Source organism: Terriglobales bacterium, from assembly GCA_035567895.1.
Lineage (GTDB): Bacteria > Acidobacteriota > Terriglobia > Terriglobales > Acidobacteriaceae > Gp1-AA112.
The window spans coordinates 1-22,859 of the sequence record DATMPC010000004.1 but is presented as its reverse complement, the minus strand read 5'-3'; the positions used below and the strand labels follow the sequence as shown (position 1 = coordinate 22,859).

Annotated in this window: 25 protein-coding genes; 12 read left to right on the top strand and 13 right to left on the bottom strand. The window is 55.1% G+C overall.

The annotated features are described in order from the left end of the window. Both VNX88_01090 and VNX88_01085 read right to left on the bottom strand, forming a co-directional pair. The coding region (locus tag VNX88_01090; GenBank protein HWY67224.1) for a hypothetical protein at positions 1–212 on the bottom strand (212 nt) is incomplete at its 3' end. 680 nt (positions 213–892) lie between these two features. After that, positions 893–1,999, bottom strand: a complete 1,107-nt coding sequence (locus tag VNX88_01085; GenBank protein ID HWY67223.1) for a PP2C family protein-serine/threonine phosphatase — start codon at positions 1,997–1,999, stop codon at positions 893–895. Between the two features lie 242 nt (positions 2,000–2,241). Between VNX88_01085 and VNX88_01080 the strand changes: the two genes are divergently transcribed. After that, complete coding sequence (locus VNX88_01080) at positions 2,242–2,421, top strand: hypothetical protein (GenBank protein HWY67222.1); 180 nt, start codon at positions 2,242–2,244, stop codon at positions 2,419–2,421. Positions 2,422–2,537: 116 nt separating this feature from the next. Here the strand turns inward: VNX88_01080 and VNX88_01075 are convergent, their stop codons facing one another. After that, positions 2,538–3,044 carry a helix-turn-helix domain-containing protein gene (locus tag VNX88_01075; protein HWY67221.1) on the bottom strand — a complete coding sequence of 169 codons (507 nt, stop codon included), beginning with the start codon at positions 3,042–3,044 and terminating at the stop codon, positions 2,538–2,540. Between the two features lie 173 nt (positions 3,045–3,217). Here VNX88_01075 and VNX88_01070 point away from each other — a divergent pair, with 173 nt between their 5' ends. Together VNX88_01070 and VNX88_01065 are read left to right on the top strand one after the other, a co-directional pair. Further along, positions 3,218–3,979 (top strand): SDR family NAD(P)-dependent oxidoreductase, encoded by a 762-nt coding sequence (locus VNX88_01070; protein ID HWY67220.1) that lies wholly within the window; start codon positions 3,218–3,220, stop codon positions 3,977–3,979. Positions 3,980–4,106: 127 nt separating this feature from the next. Continuing rightward, the gene (locus VNX88_01065) at positions 4,107–4,508 is read left to right on the top strand and encodes an ester cyclase (GenBank protein HWY67219.1); all 402 of its coding nucleotides are present in this window, start codon (positions 4,107–4,109) and stop codon (positions 4,506–4,508) included. 81 nt (positions 4,509–4,589) lie between these two features. On the opposite strand, the gene ggt is transcribed toward VNX88_01065, so the two are convergent. The 3 genes from ggt to VNX88_01050 all read right to left on the bottom strand — a co-directional run bounded on the left by ggt (position 4,590) and on the right by VNX88_01050 (position 9,137). After that, positions 4,590–6,281 (bottom strand): gamma-glutamyltransferase, encoded by a 1,692-nt coding sequence (ggt, locus tag VNX88_01060; protein HWY67218.1) that lies wholly within the window; start codon positions 6,279–6,281, stop codon positions 4,590–4,592. Positions 6,282–6,379: 98 nt separating this feature from the next. Further along, positions 6,380–6,634: a hypothetical protein gene (locus VNX88_01055; protein HWY67217.1), complete on the bottom strand. Its 255-nt coding sequence runs from the start codon at positions 6,632–6,634 to the stop codon at positions 6,380–6,382. Between the two features lie 301 nt (positions 6,635–6,935). After that, positions 6,936–9,137 carry a winged helix-turn-helix domain-containing protein gene (locus tag VNX88_01050; GenBank protein HWY67216.1) on the bottom strand — a complete coding sequence of 734 codons (2,202 nt, stop codon included), beginning with the start codon at positions 9,135–9,137 and terminating at the stop codon, positions 6,936–6,938. Positions 9,138–9,440: 303 nt separating this feature from the next. Here VNX88_01050 and VNX88_01045 point away from each other — a divergent pair, with 303 nt between their 5' ends. The 5 genes from VNX88_01045 to VNX88_01025 all read left to right on the top strand — a co-directional run bounded on the left by VNX88_01045 (position 9,441) and on the right by VNX88_01025 (position 13,627). Beyond that, positions 9,441–9,710, top strand: coding sequence for a hypothetical protein (locus VNX88_01045; GenBank protein HWY67215.1), 270 nt, complete (start codon positions 9,441–9,443; stop codon positions 9,708–9,710). A gap of 68 nt (positions 9,711–9,778) precedes the next feature. Beyond that, entirely contained in the window at positions 9,779–10,345 is a 567-nt protein-coding gene (locus VNX88_01040) for a hypothetical protein (GenBank protein HWY67214.1), read from the top strand. A 412-nt stretch (positions 10,346–10,757) separates the two neighbouring features. Next, the gene (locus VNX88_01035) at positions 10,758–11,288 is read left to right on the top strand and encodes a hypothetical protein (GenBank protein HWY67213.1); all 531 of its coding nucleotides are present in this window, start codon (positions 10,758–10,760) and stop codon (positions 11,286–11,288) included. A gap of 346 nt (positions 11,289–11,634) precedes the next feature. Beyond that, a complete protein-coding gene (locus VNX88_01030) occupies positions 11,635–12,942 on the top strand; it encodes a hypothetical protein (protein ID HWY67212.1) in 1,308 nt (435 codons plus the stop codon). 286 nt (positions 12,943–13,228) lie between these two features. Then, positions 13,229–13,627: a TlpA disulfide reductase family protein gene (locus VNX88_01025; protein HWY67211.1), complete on the top strand. Its 399-nt coding sequence runs from the start codon at positions 13,229–13,231 to the stop codon at positions 13,625–13,627. A gap of 431 nt (positions 13,628–14,058) precedes the next feature. Here the strand turns inward: VNX88_01025 and VNX88_01020 are convergent, their stop codons facing one another. Next, positions 14,059–14,715: a sigma-70 family RNA polymerase sigma factor gene (locus VNX88_01020; protein ID HWY67210.1), complete on the bottom strand. Its 657-nt coding sequence runs from the start codon at positions 14,713–14,715 to the stop codon at positions 14,059–14,061. 215 nt (positions 14,716–14,930) lie between these two features. Here VNX88_01020 and VNX88_01015 point away from each other — a divergent pair, with 215 nt between their 5' ends. Further along, entirely contained in the window at positions 14,931–15,470 is a 540-nt protein-coding gene (locus tag VNX88_01015) for a DUF417 family protein (GenBank protein ID HWY67209.1), read from the top strand. Positions 15,471–15,821: 351 nt separating this feature from the next. Here the strand turns inward: VNX88_01015 and VNX88_01010 are convergent, their stop codons facing one another. Next, complete coding sequence (locus VNX88_01010; protein ID HWY67208.1) at positions 15,822–16,025, bottom strand: hypothetical protein; 204 nt, start codon at positions 16,023–16,025, stop codon at positions 15,822–15,824. 198 nt (positions 16,026–16,223) lie between these two features. Between VNX88_01010 and VNX88_01005 the strand changes: the two genes are divergently transcribed. Then, complete coding sequence (locus VNX88_01005) at positions 16,224–16,454, top strand: hypothetical protein (GenBank protein HWY67207.1); 231 nt, start codon at positions 16,224–16,226, stop codon at positions 16,452–16,454. Between the two features lie 47 nt (positions 16,455–16,501). Beyond that, positions 16,502–16,831: an EthD family reductase gene (locus tag VNX88_01000; GenBank protein HWY67206.1), complete on the top strand. Its 330-nt coding sequence runs from the start codon at positions 16,502–16,504 to the stop codon at positions 16,829–16,831. Between the two features lie 211 nt (positions 16,832–17,042). Here VNX88_01000 and VNX88_00995 read toward each other — a convergent pair whose 3' ends face one another. The 5 genes from VNX88_00995 to VNX88_00975 form a co-directional block, all read right to left on the bottom strand. Continuing rightward, positions 17,043–17,306 (bottom strand): RHS repeat domain-containing protein, encoded by a 264-nt coding sequence (locus tag VNX88_00995; protein ID HWY67205.1) that lies wholly within the window; start codon positions 17,304–17,306, stop codon positions 17,043–17,045. Positions 17,307–17,978: 672 nt separating this feature from the next. Further along, a complete protein-coding gene (locus tag VNX88_00990) occupies positions 17,979–18,359 on the bottom strand; it encodes a Rid family detoxifying hydrolase (protein ID HWY67204.1) in 381 nt (126 codons plus the stop codon). Between the two features lie 454 nt (positions 18,360–18,813). Further along, positions 18,814–19,341 (bottom strand): hypothetical protein, encoded by a 528-nt coding sequence (locus tag VNX88_00985; protein HWY67203.1) that lies wholly within the window; start codon positions 19,339–19,341, stop codon positions 18,814–18,816. 103 nt (positions 19,342–19,444) lie between these two features. Continuing rightward, on the bottom strand, positions 19,445–19,666 hold the full coding sequence (locus VNX88_00980; GenBank protein HWY67202.1) for a YbaK/EbsC family protein: 222 nt from the start codon (positions 19,664–19,666) through the stop codon (positions 19,445–19,447). A 115-nt stretch (positions 19,667–19,781) separates the two neighbouring features. Further along, positions 19,782–22,286, bottom strand: a complete 2,505-nt coding sequence (locus VNX88_00975) for an ABC transporter permease (protein ID HWY67201.1) — start codon at positions 22,284–22,286, stop codon at positions 19,782–19,784. Positions 22,287–22,582: 296 nt separating this feature from the next. Between VNX88_00975 and VNX88_00970 the strand changes: the two genes are divergently transcribed. Continuing rightward, positions 22,583–22,859 (top strand): LysR family transcriptional regulator (locus tag VNX88_00970; GenBank protein HWY67200.1); only part of this gene is annotated, 277 nt, incomplete at its 3' end.

Here is a 22,859-nt window from a genome sequence, read left to right as displayed (position 1 = left end):
AAGTGCATAGGTGTTGCTGTGCCTGGCGCCGCGATATTTTCCATAATTGCATAGCGGCCATTCACCTGTGTTCCGTGAACCCGAATACACAATTGTTCTCCGGGGATTGCCTCAAACCATTTGATGGTGTCATGGTGACTGACAATAGGTGTACTTTGTTCGAGCGCATGATCAGATCCAAACTCCGTGCTGAACTTGTGGGGATCATTCATCACAATTTCTCCTTTATGGAGTGAAATTTTCGTTTTCTTACTAACAACTCGATCAGTACACCGCATAGCGGATATCGAGTTGTGTCTATATCGGCGGCGGCGGGTCAAATCCTTCGGAATTGTTTGAGAGCACCATTCAAGCGCCGAAGATTGCCAGGCCGGGTTCTATAAAAGCCGACGTCAAGAGCAAACACATCTCCTGAATGCGTGCCCAGCCTTGATGTTGTTTCCCTTAATGGAACCAGAACGCGTTGTTGACTGACAGTGAAGATACCCCCTGGGACCGGTCGGTCGCATATCCCACAGGAAACATTTCCAATCCGACCTTTAACAATTAGTATGCGACCTGTCGGTCTCTTTAATAATCGATGGGTTCCTGATTCTGGTCAGTTGAAAGGAAACAATGGTTATTGAAACCCTTGAATGGGTTTGCCTAGAGCGATGCTGATGGACACTCGAGTCGATAACTGTGATGGCTGGCAGTTGATTTATGCGAATGGCTCGTCGCTGAGGCACAATCCCCAAAGTGCCAAGGCGGGCTACATCTGCGCTGAGTTGACACTGAGAAGGGCAGCGTAGTTACTAAGCACTGCCCGCGTTTATTGAGGATCGATCCGCCCCGGGGGGTTGGCGTATCCAATTTCCCACAAGCCGACTTATCGGCACGAATCTCGTGTGGCTCATTGCCTCTTGATAATGAACACCGTTTTGTCGTCAATGCGGTCCGGTTCGCCAATCTGCCGCAAATGATCGTCATCTCTTGTAGCGTGTTCCAGCAACGCATTGCAGATGTCTTTTGCTGATTGCCAATAGTGCTCCCTCATCACTGCTTCGAGGTGCTCACGTTCTTCGTTGTCGCTGCCGTCATAAACCCCGTCGGTATACAGGAAAAGAATGTCGCCCGGACTCATCAGCGTGATTTCGGCGACATCGGACGCGTTAGCTCGCCTCGGCCGGCGTGTCAAAGAGAAATACCGCTTACGATCCGGATGATCCTCGGGGATCTGCAAACCCAAAGCCAGGAATTGCACCATCCGTTCTTTATCGATCTCCATGAACCTGCGATATTCGGCGGAGAACACCAGTGGCGGCGGATGTCCAAAATTCACGAATCGAAAGTAGCCGTAAGGATGTACTTCGCCGTACAGCATGGTCGCGATCTCGCGCGCGTAGTCTTTCTCAGTTCTTCCCAACGAATTGCGAGCGGTAACCGATTGCGCCAATCGCAGATTGATTTTTTCAAATAGCTCGACTGTGGTTTTGCCGTAGCGGTCGAGTTCGGAGAGCATGAAAGCGTGGAAGGTATCGTGCACCGTGGAGGCAATCTTGGCTGAAATAATCCCGTGCCCCTCAGCATCCACCAGCAGTACTCCAGCCGTTGTATAGAGCTCGCCCAGATCTTCGGCGACCCGCACTTGCTCCGAGCTTCTCGCGTCCCTATACTCGGTTTCCATTTCGGGGCTATAAAGCGGTCTGGACTTCAACCATTCCACATGATCGTCCACCGAATTGCGAGGTGATGCCCCTGGCGGAAGCGGCTCAAGAAATTCCTTCGATAGCCTCACGGCCCGCTGAATGCGCGCATCAAGGTCGTAACGCTGCTGAAAGTTGATGTACTCAAACAGGTCGCCGCCCACCGTTCCGACTGGAATAGAATTTCCGTACATCTCGATTCCGGGCAGATGCGGAATCGCACCTTCCACCGGCATCAGCCGCTTACGCAGATATTCATCGATACTGGGATCTGTGTACCCGCTGGTCATAAGACTGTTTGCAGTAGTGCTCAACCCTTCGTTCCCGGTGAGTCTCCGACAACCTAGATATTGATTTGCTCGCTCATACTCGAATTGTAACGCGGTAGAATCTGGGCATGGCGGACACGCACCGGTGGCAGAGCTGTCCTATCCGCTCAAATTGAATCTGTCGAAACAGGCGTGGCACCAAGTAGGCCGCGCTGCAATGCTGGATGAATTGGTACGTGAAACCACCACGGCCAGCAGCAATCGCCTCTTGAATTGAGGTTTTCTCAGTGCGCGCGAAACTTCAATCGCGACCGGATTTGTTACTCCTCCTATCGCTCCTAGTGGCGATCCTGTTGACTCCGGTGCTGGACCAGGGTAATTGGGGCCGACTGGTGCTCGGAGTTCTCTACATAGCGATCACAGTGGCGTTGTTGGTAGGCAGGTTCAGGAACGAGCGTTTGGATTAGGTGCGAAGAGACGTGTTAGAGAAAACTCCCTTGATCGGGTGGACGCCCTCACGTGGTGGCAACGACAACGATTAAAAACCAGATGCTGCCATCGCGACAGAGGACTATTCGTTCCATTAGAGACTGCGAAGGGCCGTCATAAAGTTTTCGATCTTGCGGGTCGATGAGGCTTTGCTGGATTTGAGGTTGCGCTCGATGCATAATCCGGAGAAGAAAGACAGCACCATCTCCGCAATTGCAGAAGGAGCCATTTTGGGCTTTTCCGCCTCGATATTCATCGCGAGATGGCGCTGCAATAGTGCCCGATTCTCGGTTACGACCCCATACGCCTCATCCGGAAGAATAGCGAACTCCCGCATGGAGTTGACGGAAAAGCATCCCTGCTGTTCCCCTTTGTTGAGAGGGCCATGCTGGAGAAAGGCCTCGACGTTGTTCCAGCCGAGAGGCTCCTTAGTGAGAAGCTCCCTCTTCCCCTGGCTCTCAAGGTAGTGCCGAAGGCATGCCACAAAAAGATCTTCCTTGTCTCGGAACTCCGTGTACAGCCCTGACTTGTTCACGCCTGTGGCTCGTTCCAGTTCCTGCAGGCTCGTGTCCGCAAACCCGTGCTTCCAGAAGACAGGCATTGCCTTCTCCAGCACTTCCTCTCGGCTAAAGTTCTTCGGGCGCCCCATCCTGATATTGTCCGATAAAGAACCGAATAGTTCAATATCTCTGCAACCTCGGCACATCCCCATCATCATATAGAACCGAACGGTTCAAAAACGCCGAAGCGGAAGTCACACAGATCGGAGGAATTATGAATCTCACCGGAAACACCATCTTCATTACCGGCGGCGGATCGGGTATTGGCCGCGCGCTGGCCGAGGAGTTACATAAACGCGGAAACAGAGTGATCATCTCAGGCAGACGCAAGAGCCATTTGGACTCCGTAGCGAAGGCCAATCCGGGCATCGAGGCGATCGAACTCGATATCGCAGACCCGGACAGTATCGAAGCAGTGGCGAAGAAGTTGATTGCAGAACATTCGCATCTGAATGTTCTCATCAATAACGCTGGAATCATGGAACCGGATCGGGCGGCGGGTGTCATCGACGACAAACTGCTCGTGTCCACCGTTACCACCAATCTTCTGGGCCCCATTCGATTGACATCGGCTCTCATGGATCAGCTTAAGAGCCGCCGCGGTGTGATTCTCTACAACACCTCGGTACTTGCCTTTGTGCCATTGGCTGTGACGGCTATCTATTCAGCCACAAAAGCTGCGCTCCACTCCTATGTCTTATCGCAACGCTTCTTGCTTCGCGATAGCGGTGTTCAAGTGCTCGAGGTGGCGCCACCCTGGGTGCGCACGGAGCTCATGAATAGCCAGGACGCCGAGCAGGCAATGCCTCTCGACCGGTTTATCGCCGCAACGTTAGACGTGCTTGGAACAGATGCTAACGAGATCCTCGTTGAAGCGGCAAAACCCCTGCGAGCCAATCCTGGCCCTGAGGAGCATGCTTTGGTGAACGGGTTCAACCAGCAAATGCTGAAGCTATTCGGTCCGAGCCAAGCGTAACCGTAGCCGAGCCGCGTCTCATTTTTAGGCCGACTGAGAGCAAGGGACAATGAGGAAAGTACGAGCGAGCTTTATGAACCGTTTCAAAACAAAAACGTCCAACGTTTCTTTGCAAGAGAGGAAAACAATGAGCGCTTCAAATGCGGAAAAGAATAAGGCGACCGTACTGAAGGCATTCGATACCCTGTTCAATAAGCGAGACTACTCGGCTGCGGAGCGATTTTGGTCGCCCAACTACATTCAACACAGCGCCCATATCGAGCCGGGACGTGGCGGGCTCTTCAACCTCATCAAGGCCGCGCCGCCGTCGCTCAAATATGAGCCTGGGGTGATTCTTGCAGAAGGTGACTACGTCATCGTTCATGGCCGGTTCTCCAACATCGGACTGCCGGTGAACTGGATCGCAGCGGACATCGTTCGCTTGAAGGATGGAATTCTTGTCGAGCACTGGGATGTAATTCAGGACGAGGCTACCGAGCAACAGTCCAAGAGCGGGAATCCGATGTTCGGCGACTCATTCCCGAAGTAAACACGAGCCGAACGTCACTCAACAAACCTCTTCTCTCCGGGCAGCCTTCGCTTAGTTTCCCATTTTTGACTGCCGCTTGAGCTACTTCGTGCTCGGCTCTTGGGGGATGGCGGCCCCGTCAGAGCGCGGATCTCCTGCAGCAAAATTCACCTCGCGGGTGCCGTCGCGGACGACCGCCGCGCCTTGCCCCACAGTAAAGGAGAAAGGTTCAAGAAGCCGAATCTGGTGGCCACGTTCCGTCAGACCCGCGCGGACGTCGGCGGGGATGGTCTGCTCCATCTGAACATCGCAACCGTCAAAAGTTTCCTTGGTGAAGCGCGGCTGTTCGAGCGCAGCCTGGACGTTCATCCCAAAGTCCACCACATTGGAAACGAACTGCGCGTGCGCCTGCCCCTGGTTCCATCCACCCATGATCCCGAAGCCGATATGAATGTCGCCCTTCTCCATGAATGCGGGAATGATGGTGTGCAGAGGACGCTTGTGTCCGGCAAGCGAGTTGGGCAATCCAGGAGTGAGCTGAAAAAGGTCTCCGCGATTCTGGAATGAGAAGCCAAGACCGGGAGCTACGAATCCGGTGCCGTAGCCGGAATAGTTGCTCTGAATGAGCGAGACGATATTGCCATCCTTGTCGATGGTCGAGAGATAGATGGTGGAGTGGCCCATCTTATTAAGCTCCGCCGCGATTTGCGATGGAACCACCTCGCACGTGGCCTTCTTCATGTCGATTAGCTTGGCACGCTGCTCGGCCAGGTCCTTCGAGAGAAGTTCCTTTACGGGAACGGTGGTGAAATGCGGATCGGCGACGTATTTGTACATATCGGCATAGGCAAGCTTCTTGGCCTCGATCATCACGTGCAGCGCGTCAACCGAGTTGTGGCCGTACTGCGCCATGGGAAAGCGTTCCATGATATTGAGCATCGAGAGTGCGTCGATGCCCTGGCCGTTGGGAGGAAGTTCGTAGACCGTCCAGCCACGGTAAGTGGTGGAAATGGGCTCTACCCATTCCGGCTGGAAGTCGCGGAAGTCTTCCACGGTGTGAGTCCCACCCTGGGAATCGAGGAACTTGACCATCGTCTCAGTCATCGGACCGTTGTAGTACGCGTCGCGGCCATGCTCGGCGATCTGGCGAAGAGAATTGGCGAGTGCGGGATTTCTGAACAGGTCGCCAGGCTTCGGCGCCGTGGGCCAGATGACGTAGGTCTCTTTGTAGCCGGGCTGGTTAAGAAGTCTTCTGGCAACCCAGTAGCGCGCATTGCGCTCGGCCAGTGGAAATCCGTTCTGCGCGTAGTAGATGGCCGGAGCCAGAATCTGGCTGAACGGTAATGAGCCGAAGCGGCTGCGCAGCGCGTCCCATCCCGCGACGGCGCCGGGAATGTCGATGGTCTCGACGCCGATGGGATTCATTTTAGTCACGCCTTTGGACTTGAGGTAATCGATGGTCAGCGCCTTCGGGGTCCAGCCACTGGAGTTCAGACCATAAAGCTTGCCGGTCTTTGCATCGTAGTAAAGAGCAAACAGATCTCCGCCAATGCCGTTCACGTAGGGTTGGACCACGCCCATCACGGCATTGGCCGTGATGGCAGCATCGACAGCATTGCCGCCTTCTTCAAGAACGTGGGCTCCGGCCTGCGAGGCGAGAAATTGCGGAGTGGAAACGATGCCGAACTTCGTAACCACCATCGACCGGCCCTGTCCCGGGACTGAAGCGAACTGCTGCGCGAGAGCAGCCACCGAGCCAAGAACCAATACCGCCAGACAGGCGAAACGTCTCATGCCACCTCCGTTGTTCGAGCGAGATTCGGACACCACTAATTCAGAATAATTCGTGATCCGTGCAGCGTTCAATCGGCCGCACATCTGCCTGCCGCCATCTATTCGGGGCTCTCTACTTGCCTCACGAAGCTCCTCATCCCCAGATAGGAAATGATCTGCGCCAAGACAAACACGATCGCAGAAAGCGGCCAAAGGTGAATGCTGAGAAACACAGTCGAATTCCTTATGTCGACTCCCAATGGTGTGTAGTAGGTGTAGCCAGCCACATGCCACCACATCCATCCAAAGTAGAAGATCGCCCACAGGCCGATTCCCGCCAGCACCTGCAATGTGTATTTCAGAGTCCTGTGCATGCAGCGGCAGATTCTACCATTGCGAGTCCGAGTCGAAACCCATTGCACGCGGAACGCGATTGTTAGGCTATTCGATTCGCGAAAGGGAAGGCGATACGCTTTTCCCGACTTTCGAGAATGGAACAGCCATAGAAGTAAAAATCGTCTAACCACCAGTAGAGCTAACCCACCTTCGCAACACCAGCGAAGGATGGAGCAGCCACAGTTCCGTAATGGGACATCTCTAAAAAGACCGAATCAAAAGAAGGACGGCCACCCAGCCTCTGAAGCAAGGCGGTATGCGAACTGCAAACTTAAACCGCTATAGCCTGGCACACTCCGCCTTGGCTTGCTTCAGAATTGAGATGTCGGGATTGGCGTTTTTCCACAACTCGAAGAAGTCCTGATATGCCTTTTTGGCCTTCGCACTTTCACCGGCGAGTGCGAAGCCGCGTGCCATCCCCAGATAGGAAAGCGAGTAGTACTGTCCCCAATTCGGGTGTACCCAGGTGGCGCCCCAATTGGCGCCCTTATGATCCATGATTTTCCGGAACTCAGCCGCAGCCTCCACACCCTTATGCAAACGAAGATAAGCGAGTCCGCGCAAGTAAGCTGCGTCGATGTAAGAGCGCTCGTACGGCGAGGCCGATGCGAGAAGCTCAATGCTTCGCGCTGGTTGATCGCCGTGGAGTGCGATCATGGCTTGGATCTCGGGCAGCTGTACGGCGTTCCAGATGGTTCCGTTTAGGAAAAGCTTCGAATTCGCCGCGGCGAGCTTCTCCGCCTTCGCGGTGTCGCCGCAAATCGCCAGTGCTAAGGCCGGACTCCCACGACGATGCGCCGTCTGACAATTTCCCGAAAAAGCATCAGCACGCGCATCAGTTTCTTCGAACTCGTCAGCAACGCTGCGGAAACCCATGCGCCGCGCCGTGTCGGCGGCACGCTGATACAGCTCATGCGATTCACGGCGTCTCCCGTGCAGATTCAGGTCGGCCGCCTGCAGGCCAAAGCTCAGGTACTCCTCCGGCTTGCCTGCAAACCATTGAATCTCGCGGGAGATGCCCTCCCGATCGCCTTGCACGTAAGCCAATTCAAGGAAGCGCTGATGAATCCTCGCTCCGTCGATCCCCAGCCCTCGCACTCTCTCCGCCACCTGCATGGCCTCGGGAAGGCGATCCAGGCAGATGTAAGCGTCCAATAGACGGCGGTAGGGAGGTTCGACGTCGGGCTGCAGCAAAACCGCCTCCTGGCCTTCCTTCAGCCCCTCGTCATATCGCCCTTCATCGATGTAGATAAGGCTTAGTTGGGTATGAAAACCCCAATACCGGGGATAGTTGTTTACGCCCAATCGGTAGGCGTCGATCTCCTTGTCGAGCTCGCCAGTTGCTCTGTAGTAGTAAGCAGTGATGCCGGCCCGTTCGTACTCCGAAACGCGGTCGATCAGCCCGAAAGCCTGTTTGGCATATTCCGCGCTGCGTTCCATATCGCCCGCCTGCTCAACCGCGATGCCTAAAAGGTAGTACGCCATCGCGAATTTTGGATCGATTGCGATAGCGCGCTCAAACAACGGAACGGCCGCCAGGAAATGGCCCGGGCCCATCACGGAAACACCTTCGGTGTAATTCTGTAGTGCTTCGAGCGAAGGAGTAGTGACCTGTTCCAACGGACGATTCAGCCTCTGGATCGAGGTGACCGACTCTCCAAGCTTGCCACGCATGGCAGTTGCAGCGCTTCCCAGCGCGCTCAACACATGCTCTTTGTCTTCGACCTGAATCTGCTCGCGAGCGAGCGTTGCCCCCTCCTGGCACGCAGTTGCCTGCAGGGTGATGACGTAGCTTTTTCCCAGGCTGGCGATTGCGCCGTCTATCGTGGCCGCGCCTGCTTCCCGGACACAGACATCGTGCGCAACCTGAGTGCCGATGTGCGCTCCGGGCTGGAGATTCATCAGCCGCAGATCACGCTGCATCTGGGCGTCGTCCATAATTTTTAGAAACGGCGATTGTTCCAATTGAATGGCCAGGCCCTGGCGCAAAGTGCCGTCGAAGACGGGGTCGCCGGTTGAATTCGCGAAATCAGCGAGCACGACAGTATCGTGTCCCGTGAGGACAGACGGCCGCTTGACGAACAGTTTGAACACGCCAGCGGCCATGGCGACCAGAACCACTACTGCGACCGCGATCCATGCCCAGGGCTTGGTTTCTTCCACCTGCACCTGAACTCTGGAGTGCTGCGCAGCAACAATGCTGACTTCCTGCTCGGGGACGAGGCGCACGTTCTCCGCGAAGCGATAACCGCGTCCTGGCACCGTCAGAATGTACTGGTGGTCTTGGAAAGTCTCGCCCAGCGCCTTCCGAAGCATGAAGATGTTGCGGCTGAGGTTGGCCTCTTCAACGAACGTGTCCGGCCATACTGCCTTCATCAGGTCGTCTTTAGTGACGACTTCTTTATGGTGGCGAACAAGAACGAGAAGAATTTGAAACGTCTTGGGTGTCAGTTGGACGGGTTGGCCCGCACGTGACAGCACTTCCTTCTCCGGGTCAACTCGGAAAGGCCCAAATTGATAGAGTTCTTTCAGTCGCTAGCTCTCGCTCGCAGACATGCGCAGTGTCCCCGTGAAATGTTGGGAGCGGATTTTAGCATGATCCAGCCTTGCGATTGATCCCTCCGGCTTTCACTCGAAAACATCCAAGTTCCCCGTTTTCTTGCTGTTATCCAGATGCGAGAAATTATCAGAAGTTTTCAGACGTCTTGTAAGGACTTCTCAAGCCGCGTTCGTGCAATCTGCGCTGGTTTCAACACGTGGGTTGCTTCAGAAAACAGGCTCCCGATGGCAAAGCTGACGAAGATCACGATCGAAAGCGATTCGCTGCTGATTCTGCGAGGCCGGACTTCCCCTCGTGCCTGGTGTCCGCTCTGCGGCTCTGACACGGAGATGATCGCTCTGGAAAACGTGGGCGTGGTCTCGAACCTGGACCGGCCTGCCCTGGAAGCGTGGCTCAATTCGGGAGAACTGCACCGGTTTCGGGCCGATGATGGCTCTGAACTGGTTTGCCTGAATTCATTGCTCGCCTGCGTGCAAAAAACAAAACCCAGCTGATCGCACTCTAGTGCGGTAGGCAAGACATAAATTAGGAGGAAGTCATGTTCCGTTCCGTTAGGGGACCAATGAAACACCTCGCAACCGTGGCACTGATTCTCAATCTCGGTGTCATAGCCGCCCGCGCGCAGGATGTGTCTGTAAAGATGTCATTTTCCGGAACTTCTGCGCCCAGCACCATCAATCTCCAACAACCCAACACAAGTAACGACGGCGACAACTTCGCCGGGGAAGGAACGCTGGGTTCATTCACTGTCACGAATGTACGAGCGATCGCAAATTCTCCGGGGACGTCCAGCACTTGCTCGGGCTCAACTCAGCTCTTTCTCCCGGAACTGGCGGGCGTGGGCGTGTTTCGCTTCGGGGATGGCAGTCTATTGGAAGTCAATCTCACGCACGGAGGGGATTGCATAGATCTCACTACCAATGTGGCTCACTGTACTTTGACGTTTCAAATCACCGGTGGAACCCGCCGTTTCCAGCACGCATCCGGCGTTCTTACGATGACTGAGACGGTGGAGACAGTGGCGTCCGACACCCTTGGCAATCCCGTCCTCTTTGCCGCGACTGGCGAGTTTGCGGGAACGATCTCTGGGGTGGCCACAGAGAACACCCAACATCGCGAGGAACAGTAGAAGATCTGACCAACGAGCTACGCTCAGGGTTTCAAGAGCATGCTAAAGAGACCCTGAGCGCTTTTTCTGGGTTGAGTGGCGCACCCTTTCCTCCTGGTTTGATTTCATTTTGGTATTTGCCTGCAACTCCTAAAATGTGGGCGTCGCACCCTTCGCGGTGTGTTCGAAAGGTGGGGCTACGAAAAGGATAGCGATACGCTTTTCCCGAAGTTCGAGAATGGAACAGCCATAGAAGTCAAAATCGTGTAACCACCTGTACAGCTAACCCACTTCGCAACACCAGCGAACGATGGGACACTCACAGTTCCGTAATGGGATATCTCTAAACACACCGAATCAAAACAAGGATGGGCCACCCAGCCAGGAAGGAACCCTTGCGGTATCTGCAAATGACACTTCATAATGCTTTCCCATGGCCATAATTGCTTTGATCGGCGTCGTTATCGCGCTTGCGAGTGTCATTGTGGCACAACAAGTCGGATTGATTCAGACGAAAGCATTACGAGAGGCAAATGCTCTCAACAGAAGGCTCGCTTCCCCGAAGATTGCCAGCACTGTTCGCGTCGAGCAGCGATATGACAATGGTAGGAACTTCCCACCGTGGTTCTACCTGCTTACGACAATCTCTAATGAAGGCCAACTCGCAGCAGATGATCTTAGAGGCGAATGGAAGCTAGTTCCCACCACTCGTGAGATTGCAGAACGTACCATTCCGATCCACTTGGACTCGCTGGGAAGCTCCCAGCCGTATCAGGTTCAGGAAGTCCGCCTTGAAAGCGGTTTAGGTCCTGGCGTTTGGACTTCTCGCGGCGGCTCAAACACGATTCAGTTCGCAGTGACAATCGAGCTCACTTGTCGCGGTTTGACTGATCAACCAGAGCGCTATACGGCGAGAAACGAATACGATAACTCCAGTCAGCAGATGGTGAGAGTTCCCAGTTAAGTGGCGGATGTTTGTGTGAGTGTGTGAAGGGTGAGGCCCCCGGCACGCGGCGAATTATAGATGAGACCTTGTGATAACCCACTCATCGAACACCGCGATGAGTGGGCCACCCGGCAACTGAGGAGTCGAACCACTTGGGAGTCCAACTTAGGATGTGCCCAGCGATTTTAAATTGGGAAAACGTTGCGCCACCCGGCAACTACTAATCCTCGTTTCACCCAACCATCCCTGCTCACCTTGTAACTGTTGTTCGCACTCTGAATCTTCTGGGTTAACGACAGGCTCGTCTGTCGGAACTTCATGGAGGACTTGCAATGAACACGCATCAATACAGGAGTGGGAAAGCATGAGCAGACTGTGGAAACGTGCAAACGCAGTAGTCATAGCAGCAACGGCGGCAGTAATCATGTTCTCTTCAGCCGCGGCATTTGCGGCTGATAGAGACAGACAAGACGAAGGGGAAGGTAGACTCTTACGAGCCGGGAATGGTCCCGGGCCGGCAGCAAATGGTCCCGGCCCCGGATGCAACATCATTCCACCTTTGGCTTCGATAGGAACTAAAGTCGACATTTCACAGTTCCCCCCACCTGACTCGCTTATCGATCCAGAGTTGGCCGGACCTGTCCAGCTTTTGAAATCAGGTAAGTTCGATATACCCATCGAACAGTTGACGACTGTTAATGTTCCTGCAGGCACTCCCAGGGGCACGATCACGCTGCCGCTCTACAAGGGTGCGGTGAAGACGCCGTTTGGTCTGAAGCCGGCCTGGTACATCATTCTGGACGCTGGCGACCAGGTAGAAGCAGATCGTCTAGGCGTGAACTTCTCCAAGAAATTGCACAATGCTGGCGATGCGGCGCGGCCTGCTACGCGTCGTTCTGATGGGACATTTCTCTTTGAGTCTGGCGTTGTAGACTTCAGCCCAAACCGGGACCTTATCGCCGGCTCTCGCGAAAAACCGTTCCCACCGAGCGTGGCTCAACCGGGATCGGTCGGCGATGCGGATTATAGCCCGCTAGTAAACGTTGAGGGCATCATTTATGACGCACCGGTTGTTGCCGCCGCATTGGAAGATGCAGGCATCAGCTTCCCAAATGGAAACCCGGACTACAGTCTTGTGCATGATCAAGTGGTCGCTATTGATCCAGCCCATCGCACCGTCACGCTCTCTCTGATCAACGGCTACAGCTTTGGGAAGCCCGTCTTCTATATCTCGACTGAGTCGAGCGATCCAACTGTGTCCGCGATTGAGGGGAACACGTTCGCTCCACGTTTGCGCAAAATCGAAACTGGGGTTGACGACATCAGTCGTAGTGCTGTCGAGCGGATATTCATCGCAACGAACGGCGCATCAGAAGGCGGCTGCCAAAATCCACAGCGTCAAGGCGTGGGTGCCGCGCTTTTGGACGGACACCGGCCAAACAATACGTTCGGTGGCATTCCCACAACGGCCACCGATTACAGCCCAGTATGGGACGCTAATGTCTATGAGTGGACTGAGGAAGCCATCGAGAAGGGCTATCGCGGTCTCCTGACTGAGGAGTTCCGAATTTTGAAAATGGCGAGGGACGGATACATCACCGGACCTGGTGGTGCGCCCTACGGCAGTTTCGGCCCTGTAATCGTGTGCGGTGTCGCCGCCCGGCTTAACTGAGCGAAACTGCGGCAGCGTCACTTTCACAACAACAGAGCGGCGGTTGAGACCCGCCGCTTTGTTTACGATGGACGCGTTAGCCAGAAAAGAGAACAACCAATGATCGATAACGACGATCCGACGAACGCAGCTCCGATCTTCCAGAGACTGCAAAGACCACTCCGTACGGGTCTGGCGCTCATTGCGCTCTCCGCTTTGGTTGGGTTGGTCGCATTTTCCGCTCGTCGCTATTTTCCGACGAAGTCGGTGCGGGTCAGCGTTGTTAAGTACCGTGGGCAAATAGCGCCTGACTTTTCGCTCAAAAACTTCTTACGGAGGGCCGTTCAAGCTCTCGAGCCTTCGAAACAAGGCTGTGTTGCTGACCTTTTATGGGAATACGTGCGCGCCGTGCAGGGCGGAGACTCCGTGGCTCGTCGATTTCCAGAACCGATACAAGGATAAGGGCCTGGAAATCGTGGGTGTTGAGATGTACGGCTCATCCCCCGAATCAATCCAAACATTCGCCACCGAGCTCCGTGTCGGTTATCGGCTGCTTGTTGGCTCCGATATAGTCGGCGATCTATACAGTGTTGGAGGCCTGCCAACCAACTACTACATCAATCGAAAAGGAATGCTCGTACACGCGACCGAAGGTGCCATGCCGCAAGCGGACATTGAAGCATTCATCCAGCAGGCGCTTGAATAACCTTACGAAAGTTGACACACCGAATTCCCGGGGCCCTCACGAAGACCTCCTGGAAATCTTGCGATAAAGTCGCCCAGCGAAGCCAGTAGGCACGTCAAACGTTTGCTCATCTCCGAGAAGCTGGATAGTGTTGCGGGTACCGTCAAGGACAGCGACACAATGCTTGCATGTTTTGAAATGGGCTTCCATCTGAGCGCGTAGCTCGGCAGGTACCTCATCATCGATGTAATCGGAGATGTGCTGAAAAACGTGCATACAGTCGACGGGAACAGCGCGCTCGAGTATCACACGGCAGTTGTCACACGAATCCCGGTGCTGTTCCATCGAGGCCCCCTCCTTTTCCGAAAGATCCCGGTTAAGAAAGGCCGGGATTTGCTGCCGAAACAGTTCACAGGCACGGGGACTTTCCTGATCTCCATTTCGAGACTGCTTCACCATGGACGCACCTTCTTCCATCGGTCTTCAGCGAGCCATGTTCCGTCGTATCCCGGCGCCAGTTCATCGCGCAACATCAGACGAGCACGCACCAGCCGGGTGCGTACGTTTCCTTCTCCGATCCCGAGTGCCGCGGCGGTTTCAGCAGCGCTCATTTGTTCTATATCGCGCAGCATAAAAACCTCCCGGTATTTTTCCGGCAGCCGGAGAAAGGCGCGCGTCACGGCCTGGCGGAATTCTGCTCGCTGTAGCGTCTCAATAGGAATTTCCCTCCAATCGGCGAAATCGCGCGGAATGTAAGTCCCGGTCTCCTCGGCGGTCGCATCTTGCTCGATGGAATCGTACCGATCCCGGCGATACTTGCGCCGGCGCATCCGTGCCTCGTTAATCGTTATCTGGATGATCCAAGTACCGAACTTGGACTCCCCCCGAAATTGATTCAGTCTCCGAAAAGCCTTGAACACCGCTTCCTGAGCGACCTCCTCGGCATCTGCCTGGTTTTGCAAAATCAGGAACGCAGAGACGTAGATATTCCGCTCATACGGACGCATCAACTCATAAAAGCATTCGTGTTCTCCGCTGAGAACCCTCTCAATCAGGACCGATTCATCGTATCGGACAGGAGACTTCTCTGCGGCTAAACTCGGAATCATCAGTTTAAGTTCGGCTGCCAAAGGACATTGGATGTCGACTGTCCTTATAATGCTCCATCAATCTGCGAATCGCAGTAACAGATGATGTTGATCGAGGTATGCACGAATGAGATTGTTGGGACAGACGTGCAGTAAGCGCAGAAGAGCGATGTCCGCTTTGTAACATTCTGGCTCTCCGCACATCGGATACTTGTTTGTCCTAACGAGTGAGAGAAATGCAAACTACCGCTGAACAATACCATGATCCCAGACTTCCCACCGTCATACCCCACGCTGTTCAGCAAGGGCTGGCATCGGCGATGGAGCGAGCCGGAGTCGGCATATCCCGATACGGACTTGTGGCGATTCTCCTGCTCATCGGGGGGCTGAAGTTCACGCGGGCGGAGGCGCAAGGTATTCAGCCACTCGTAAGCCACAGTCCCTTAATGGTATGGATGTATTCGTTTTTAAGCATTCAAGCAGTGTCGACACTGATCGGAATCATTGAGATCGCAGTTGCGTTTCTGATGGCTCTTCGTCCAGTATCCCCGCGATCGTCATTCATTGGAAGCGCCGGTGCAATAATCACTTTTCTAATCACCCTAAGTTTCCTGTTTACGACGCCCGGAGCCTTCGAGCCTGGCTACTGGTATCCCAGGTTGAGTGCACCAGGTCAATTCCTGATTAAGGATTTGGCCTTGCTGGGTGTGTCGATCTGGACTGCCGCGGAGGCGTTCAAAGCCGCGAGCATCCGAGACAAGAAGATGGCGTGCTAGTGCTAGATTCCTCTCACAGAAATTTTTAACAAGATTAGGCTAACCATCTCCTCACTAAATGCGCTGAGGCGATGCCCATCCCTATTCAGTCAGCAAAGTGAGGGAAGAAGTCACGTCAATGGAGGTCCTGACTGACCTATATAAGGGGCAACGATCGGCGTACACGGCGTGAACGCGTTCTGCGGTTTCACGCTGGCCTTCTGAAATCTTCAATCTGTGCTCGATGTGAATGCGTCGGATGATAAGCACGCCATCTTCCGCTTTTTCGACTTCTCCGCGAACCTCTCCCGACAGTTTTCCGTCTGCCTTGATTTTGCGCGCCTCCAGCGCGCCCCCGAAGGTTCCCAGCAGTCAACCTGCGACGGATGCAACGAGATAATCAATCGTCGTCGCATGGGATTCTCCGAAATCCTCGGCCTTCACTCCATAGTGCTCGGCAACGGCGCCATGCACGCTGAAGATCACCGGTTTGGCTTCCCCAGGTAGCTGCGCATAGCGAACTGGTCCCTTCTTTCTCTCGATGTACGACTTGGACAAATATGCAAGTTCAGCCATAGCTCCTCTTAACTTGTTCGATTGATCCAATTTGATGTGATTCCCGGACTAGGAAAAAGTGCCACTCGTCTTCGCAGTGGGACGAAAAATTGTAATTCGCTCAATTGCCCACTTGATCCCATCAAGAATCGTAACGTTCACTGTGGCTGGGAATCTTGAGGATGAGTCCCAAGTACTCAGAAGAGCGGAGGTTTACCCATGAAATCCACGGTTAAATCGCTGATCTCGGCCGTATGTCTTTCCGGCCTGATGGCTGGAACGATGGCGGCACAGACACAGCAAGGTAAGAGCAACGATCAACAAACGCAGAACAACGGTGAGAAGAAGTCGTCCAAGAACTCGTCCTCCCAAACCGGCAGCACGAAGTCTGCGAGTAAAGATAAGAACAGCTGCGGAGGCAAGAACGGTTGCGGAAGCAAAGCGAAATAATGCATCGAATCGCGAAATTCTTTCAGAGTAACCAATAGGGGAGTGATATGGCTGGCGCAAAGCTAATCGTGATGTACCCGCATCCAAAGGACGCCGATCGTTTCGAGAGCGTCTATCACAACGAACATGTTCCGATGGCTGTGGCCAAGTTGTCTGGCAAAACCAAAATCGTTGCCACGAGGGTTTTGGACTCAGCTCAAAGTCCCTCGCGGTTCCACCGAATTGCGGAGATCCACTTTCCATCAATGCAAATGTTGAAGGCCTGCGCATCGTCAGAGGGTGGCCAGCAGGTACTGGCAAATGCCCTGGCAATTTCGACAGGTGGACCGCCGGTTGTCCTGATAGCGGAGGAAGAGACGTTCAATTTCGGAGCGTGAGTAGATCCAGATTTATCGAATGCTCGACTCTCTCGAAATCTCATCGTACTGCGCCCGCTCACGATGGGTCTTCGGTTCCCAGATGGCTGGCTTTTCTACCTCATTCCGTGCGTGCGGTAGTACCACTCTCTGGTAAGGCGCGGCGGCGGGTCCGGTTCTGTCTGTTGTTGCTCCGTCTTCAGCTTCTCGGCCTCCCGGCGGTAGTACTGGACTATCGGGGGCTGAAGGTGGTCATGGTGCCGCCGGTGTTCGACGAAGTCATGGTCAGCAGATTGCCGGCATTATCGTAGCTGTAGGTCAGCGTACCTAAGGGCGTCTGCTTCGAATGCAGGCGGTCGCGGTCATCGTAGTCGTACGTCGTAGTGCCGCCGACGTCGGACATGGTCTTGGGCTTGCCGGTCAGCGTGTAGGTGTAGGTGACCTGTGTGGCTCCACAGGCTCCATTGGCGCATGCGCCCCTGCGAAAAGAACACATCGGCGGTCTTTGAGCGAGCAACGGACTCAGCCTGAAACCGGCTTAATTCACTGGTGTTCGCCGAACAGCGAATTTATCAGCGAATCTAACAGTGAATTTTTTCTGAAAAAGGTGGCGAGCAACGGACAGTTCCGCGCAACCTCCTGCCGCGTGAGAGATTATCGAAATTTGCGATTTTTACGCGCCACAAAGAACAGTGAATAACAGTGAATAAGCAGTGAATTATGAATTTCGCAATCCGTCGCTCGTGCCAGCGTCCGATGATCGCCGACGAGCAGTCTACCCCAGCGGTGTGAGTTCCAAAATGAGATTTTCGTTGACTTGCAATCTTGACTCGTGGTACCACCGAACTATGTTCGGTGCTGAGGGAAGGCCGTTGGACATAGCCGACGCAGAGCGCGGCGGCCGAGGAGCGGTTCGCGCTGATAGCAGCTCGTGGTGATGAAATGCAGATTCCCGCCGCCAAGAATGCGTCGCAAGCCTCTGGTTTGTGGGTTCATTAAGGGACAACAAAACTAAAGGGCGGGGCACCCGGCGAGCCGCAAGCCGCACGGGCAGTCCTGTGCGGATGGCACGCGCCGCAATTGTTCCGCCCAACGCACCAATGCCCACTATCAGTATTTGCATTTTGGAGCCTCCAATATCCCCGCGATGAGGCCTCCATGCGCCGCCTCAGGCCTTGACAACGAGATCAATCTCGACGCACGCCCCAAGTGGTAGCGCGGCCGCCGCGATCGTCGTGCGGGCGGGAAAGGGCTGACTGAAATATTTTGCGTAGATGCCATTCATCGCGGCGAAGTCAGTAATGTTCGTGAGAAACACCCCGGCGCGCACGACATCATCAAAACTCTTGCTGGCCGCCTTCAGAACCGCCGATAGGTTTTGGAAGACGCGCTCCGTCTCGGGCACAATGCCCCCCTCGACCACCTTGCCAGTGGCCGGGTCTTGGGCGACCTGTCCGCTGAAGAAGAGGAAACCATCGATTTTGACTGCCTGGGAAAATGGGCCGACCGGCGGCGCGAGTTCAGGCGAGGTAATTGCGGTCTTGCTCATAGCAACTCCTGTAGCTACTTCCGTAGCTGATCAATCTCCACAAACGCACGAATCCCATGTAGTATCGCTGGACAACCAACATTCAACAAGTTCATTATTTTCACAATAATGCTTCCCTTTCTGCATTATGGTGACGTATCTTGCGAAGAGTGAAATGTGCTTTAGGAGGCTTCTTTGCTCGATGATTTACGCGCCCTCGTGGAGTTTGCCCAGGCCGGGTTCATAGCTGGTGCAGCCGATCGTCTATACCGGACGCCATCCGCGATAACCCGGCAACTCCAAAGGCTGGAGGCTGCGTTGGGTGCCCGAGGCTGCCGTGGTCTCTTGGGAGTGAAGAACGGTCTGACCTGGAAAGAGTGGTCATATCTCCTGCAGTGCCTCTCGCTTTTGAAAGGCACTTTCGTTGTTGCGATGAGTTGACCGCTGCCGTTTCACGGCTCTTAGCTTGCCTACTTTACGGCAGATATTCCTTGGGCAGCGGCGCAGTGACCGACTCGGCCTGCACCATGATGCCCGTAACTCGCCATCCGCCGGCTTCTTTGATCGCTTGAATGCTGTTGATGCCGCGCGCGACTTGCTTGCCATCGCTTTGCAGCGTGTAGCTGCTCCATAAGTGCGCGATGTTGCCGTAGCGCTCAATGCGAAACTTCAGCTGCTTTTCTTCCAACATGGCGTGGCCACGGGCTTTGACGCGGGCGATCCAATCGTCCAAGGTCTCGAGCTTATAGCTCGGCGCACCGTCCGCGGCGATTGAAAGGAACATCATGCGCGCTTCGGGTATTAACAGGGCCTTCATGCAGGCTCGATCCTTGTCCGCGGGCCCGGTGATTGCCGCATCAAGCGCGGCTGGAATTCCCTCGGGCTCTGACGGCAACGCACAGCTGGCATCCGGCGCCTGCGCCATGGCACTTCCGGCGAGCGCGCCAGCCAGAATCGTCGCTAAAAATAGTGCCCGCAGCATTTGTAAAGAAAACGTTGACATTGAAACATCGTCCTTTCCTGGGTGGAACTGATAAAGGTGGAATTTCATTGTTGGCAAGTTACATGTGCAATTGAACTGTCGTTGGAGCCCGTTCCCCATTGGCTTACATCTCTTTGCAGACATCGACCCACGTGGCGCCGGTGAGCTGGGCAAATCGAGTGAGCGGGATTCGGATAGCTGCGTGGGTCGAGCCCCCAGCGGTCACGACCTCCTCGAAACGCTTTAGCCCAATGTCGAAGAATACGGGCAGTAAGGAACCGAGGCAGAGCGGCGTGATTGCGCCCACAGAATGACCTGTAATCTCAGAGGCCTCGGATCCCATCATTGTGGACTTCAATGAGCTGTACTGCTGGTTCCAAGTGCGGACAGAGTTTTGGCGAACGACCGGGATGCGCTGCGGGCCTTTCCCACATCACTCGACGCGTCCATGCCCAAGGAACTCACGATTCCCGCAGCGCCACAATAGGATCCACCTTGGTCGCTCGCCAAGCCGGAATGTAGCTGGCGGCAATCGCAACTACGAGCAGAAGCAAAGGCACCATCAGAAATACAGCCGGATCATGTGGGCGAACGCCGTAGAGCAAACTTGCCATCGTCGAGGCGGTAGAAGCGGAAAATATCACCCCGGTCACAATTCCGAGGCCAGCCAGGACTACACCTTTTCCCAGGACAAGTCGCAAGATATCCGCTCGCTGGGCACCCAACGCCAATCGGAGACCAATCTCGCGTGATCTTTGGCCAACCATATAGGCCAGCAAACCGTAAATTCCGATCGAGGCAAGCAAGAGCGCCCCACCCGCAAATCCAGCAACCAGATTCGCGGAAAATCTGCGCGATGCCAGCGATGCATCCAGTATTTCATCCATCGAGGTGACGCCGAACACCGGCAGCCCTGGATCTACGCTCTGAATCGCGCCGCGAATCTGCGGCTCGAGCGTGCTCGCCGGCAAGGAAGTTCGCAGAGCCAAGCTCAACGACCGCCCGAGAAATTGATTCAGCGGAACATAGAGGTGCGGCACGCCATCGACATCGAGCCCGTCGTGCTTGATATTTTTCACCACGCCCACCACGGTGCTCCATGGATTCACGGGATTCTGCCCGAAACGCAACCGGATACGAAGGCGCCGGCCCAGTGGATCATGATCCGGCCACCAGTAGCGCCTTGCCGTCGCCTCGTCGATGATCGCCACGGGCAGCTTGCCGTTCTCGTCGTCCTCGGTGAAGAAGCGCCCTTCGACGAGCGGTGTTTGTATCACCCGAAAATAATCCGGGCTGATGCGGATAACTTCCGCGCTCAAATCTCCCGAGGATTCCGTGGGCCGGTCTTCGATGGCCAGCGAATTGTGATTGGTGGTGCCGTAGGCCGCCGAATCGCTGTTGATTGTGTCGGCGGCCGGCAAATTGGACGTAATTGCCGCCAACTCCACGCCAGGAATCGCGTTCGCGCGCTGCAGCAGTTCGCGATTAAACGGAATCTGCTGCGCGAACGTGTGATATGGATCGAGCTGCGGATTATTCGGGTTCGGCAGATAGATATTCGCCGTCACTACTTGCGATGCATTGAAGCCCGGGTTCTGTCGCAACAAATCGCGCAGCGTTTCTAATAGGAGCCCCGCGCCGATCATCAGCACTACCGCAAAAGCCAGCTGCGACACCATCAGTGCGTCGCGCATGCGCCCGGCCTTCGCGCTGTAACCCGAGCCGCGCGAGCCCTCGCGCATCGTGCCCGCAAGTCCCGCCTTCGAGGAATGAGTCGCGGGGGCCAGCCCAAACAGTAGACCGGTCGCGAGCGAAATCAGTAACGCAAACCCCAGCACCTTCCAATCAATGTTTACTTCGCCCAGTCGCGGAAGATTCGCCGGCACAAATCGCAAGACGGCTTTCAGCGTGATCACCGCCGTCGTGAGCCCTGCGATTCCCCCGATGAAAGCCAGCAACAGCGATTCGGTGAGCATCTGCCGGATCATTCTGCCGCCGCTCGCTCCCATTGCCGCGCGCACTGCCATCTCTTGCTGTCGTCCGGAGGCGCGCGCCAGAAGCACACTGCCAATGTTTAGAGACACCACGAAAACGATTAAGATTACGGCAGCCATCAACACGGCCAGCATCGGTCGAACCTTACCCACCAACGATTGCTGCAACGGCACAATCTCAACCGTCCATTTGGCCTGCGGCGGGTAGTCGTTGGCAAATTCGCGACGCAGATTAGCAGCCATTGCATCAAGCCGCGACTGAGCCTGTGTTACGGTGAGGCCCGGCTTGAGACGTCCGATTGCCGCCGGTAATATGCGTAAGCCACGCGCCGGCGGCGGGAACGGATCGCCACTGAATCCGCAGGTAATCCACACCTCCACGGCTGGAATGGTCGATCCGGGGTTGCGAAATCCGGGAGAGAGTACACCTACAATCGTATACAGATCGTTATCGAGGCGAAGGCTCCGGCCGAGGACGCCAGGATCAGCCCCATAAGATCGGCGCCACAAAGCATCGCTGATCACAACGACGGGCGCGAAACCGAGCGCGAAGTCCTGGTGACCAAACAAGCGTCCCAGTTCGGGAATGGCGCCGAGCATGGAAAAGTAGTTGGGAGAGACCTCCATCATTTCCAAATGTTCGGGCTGTTTGGCGCCGGTCAAGTTTGTGGGGCCAAAAACGATGACACTCACATCTTCGAACACATCCGTCTGCGTTCTGAGATCGTCGAATTCCGGCACGGAAAACCGAACGCCCCGCAATCCTACCCCTGGGTTATTAAAGGAGATCCTTACAAGACGGTCGGGGTCGGAGAACGGAAGTGAACGGAGCAGCACGGCGTTCACGATGCTGAAAATGGCCGTGTTGGCTCCCACGCCCAGAGCCAGCGTCAGGACAGCCACGATCGTGAATGTTGGCTTCTTGACCAACATGCGCAAACCATAGCGAACATCCTGAAGTAAAGTCCCCATGAAGACGCTTCCTTTCGGCTCTCTGCCTTGAAAACTCCATTACCAGTTTGCGATCGGCGGAATCTCCTGCCACCGCTGCTGGCTCAGTGGCTCGGAGGATAGGAGGGTCCATTGGTTGTCGTTCAATTTTCTCCAGCCGTCCCGTGCAACGAGCGCGATGTACCTAAACTTCTTGCTCTTTGTAACGGAGGACCGACACGTTCCACAAGTTCATTATTCTCACAATGATGTTGCCGTTTGCGCACGATTCTGCTATTCGTTGGGAGGAGGTTTTAGGAGTACTTTAGGAGACTCTCTTGCTCGAAGATTTACGCGCCCTCGTAGAGTTTGCCCAGGCCGGGTCCATCGCCGGTGCAGCCGATCGTCTATTCCGGACGCCCTCTGCGATTACCCGGCAAGTGCAAAGGCTGGAGGCTGCATTGGGTGCCGAGTTGCTCGACCGCTCGGTAAAGCCGCCGCGTCTGAACTCGCTTGGCTCCAGGGTACTCGAACAAGCGCGAGATCTGCTGCAGCGGACCGAGGCGCTGAAATCTCTTACGTCGAGCGACGCCGAACCTCACGGCCTCTTGCGCA

Coding starts and splice junctions, on each gene's coding strand:
- VNX88_01065 (HWY67219.1), top strand. CDS start 4,107: ATGAGCGCTTCAAATGCGGAAAAGAATAAGGCGACCGTACTGAAGGCA.
- VNX88_00980 (HWY67202.1), bottom strand. CDS start 19,666: ATGATGGGATCCGAGGCCTCTGAGATTACAGGTCATTCTGTGGGCGCA.
- VNX88_01020 (HWY67210.1), bottom strand. CDS start 14,715: ATGATTCCGAGTTTAGCCGCAGAGAAGTCTCCTGTCCGATACGATGAA.
- VNX88_01000 (HWY67206.1), top strand. CDS start 16,502: ATGGCTGGCGCAAAGCTAATCGTGATGTACCCGCATCCAAAGGACGCC.
- VNX88_01015 (HWY67209.1), top strand. CDS start 14,931: ATGCAAACTACCGCTGAACAATACCATGATCCCAGACTTCCCACCGTC.
- VNX88_01045 (HWY67215.1), top strand. CDS start 9,441: ATGGCAAAGCTGACGAAGATCACGATCGAAAGCGATTCGCTGCTGATT.
- VNX88_00975 (HWY67201.1), bottom strand. CDS start 22,286: ATGGGGACTTTACTTCAGGATGTTCGCTATGGTTTGCGCATGTTGGTC.
- VNX88_01070 (HWY67220.1), top strand. CDS start 3,218: ATGAATCTCACCGGAAACACCATCTTCATTACCGGCGGCGGATCGGGT.
- VNX88_00995 (HWY67205.1), bottom strand. CDS start 17,306: ATGTGTTCTTTTCGCAGGGGCGCATGCGCCAATGGAGCCTGTGGAGCC.
- VNX88_01030 (HWY67212.1), top strand. CDS start 11,635: ATGAGCAGACTGTGGAAACGTGCAAACGCAGTAGTCATAGCAGCAACG.
- VNX88_00985 (HWY67203.1), bottom strand. CDS start 19,341: ATGTCAACGTTTTCTTTACAAATGCTGCGGGCACTATTTTTAGCGACG.
- VNX88_01035 (HWY67213.1), top strand. CDS start 10,758: ATGGCCATAATTGCTTTGATCGGCGTCGTTATCGCGCTTGCGAGTGTC.
- VNX88_01075 (HWY67221.1), bottom strand. CDS start 3,044: ATGCCTGTCTTCTGGAAGCACGGGTTTGCGGACACGAGCCTGCAGGAA.
- ggt (HWY67218.1), bottom strand. CDS start 6,281: ATGAGACGTTTCGCCTGTCTGGCGGTATTGGTTCTTGGCTCGGTGGCT.
- VNX88_01055 (HWY67217.1), bottom strand. CDS start 6,634: ATGCACAGGACTCTGAAATACACATTGCAGGTGCTGGCGGGAATCGGC.
- VNX88_01010 (HWY67208.1), bottom strand. CDS start 16,025: ATGGCTGAACTTGCATATTTGTCCAAGTCGTACATCGAGAGAAAGAAG.
- VNX88_00990 (HWY67204.1), bottom strand. CDS start 18,359: ATGAGCAAGACCGCAATTACCTCGCCTGAACTCGCGCCGCCGGTCGGC.
- VNX88_01040 (HWY67214.1), top strand. CDS start 9,779: ATGAAACACCTCGCAACCGTGGCACTGATTCTCAATCTCGGTGTCATA.
- VNX88_01005 (HWY67207.1), top strand. CDS start 16,224: ATGAAATCCACGGTTAAATCGCTGATCTCGGCCGTATGTCTTTCCGGC.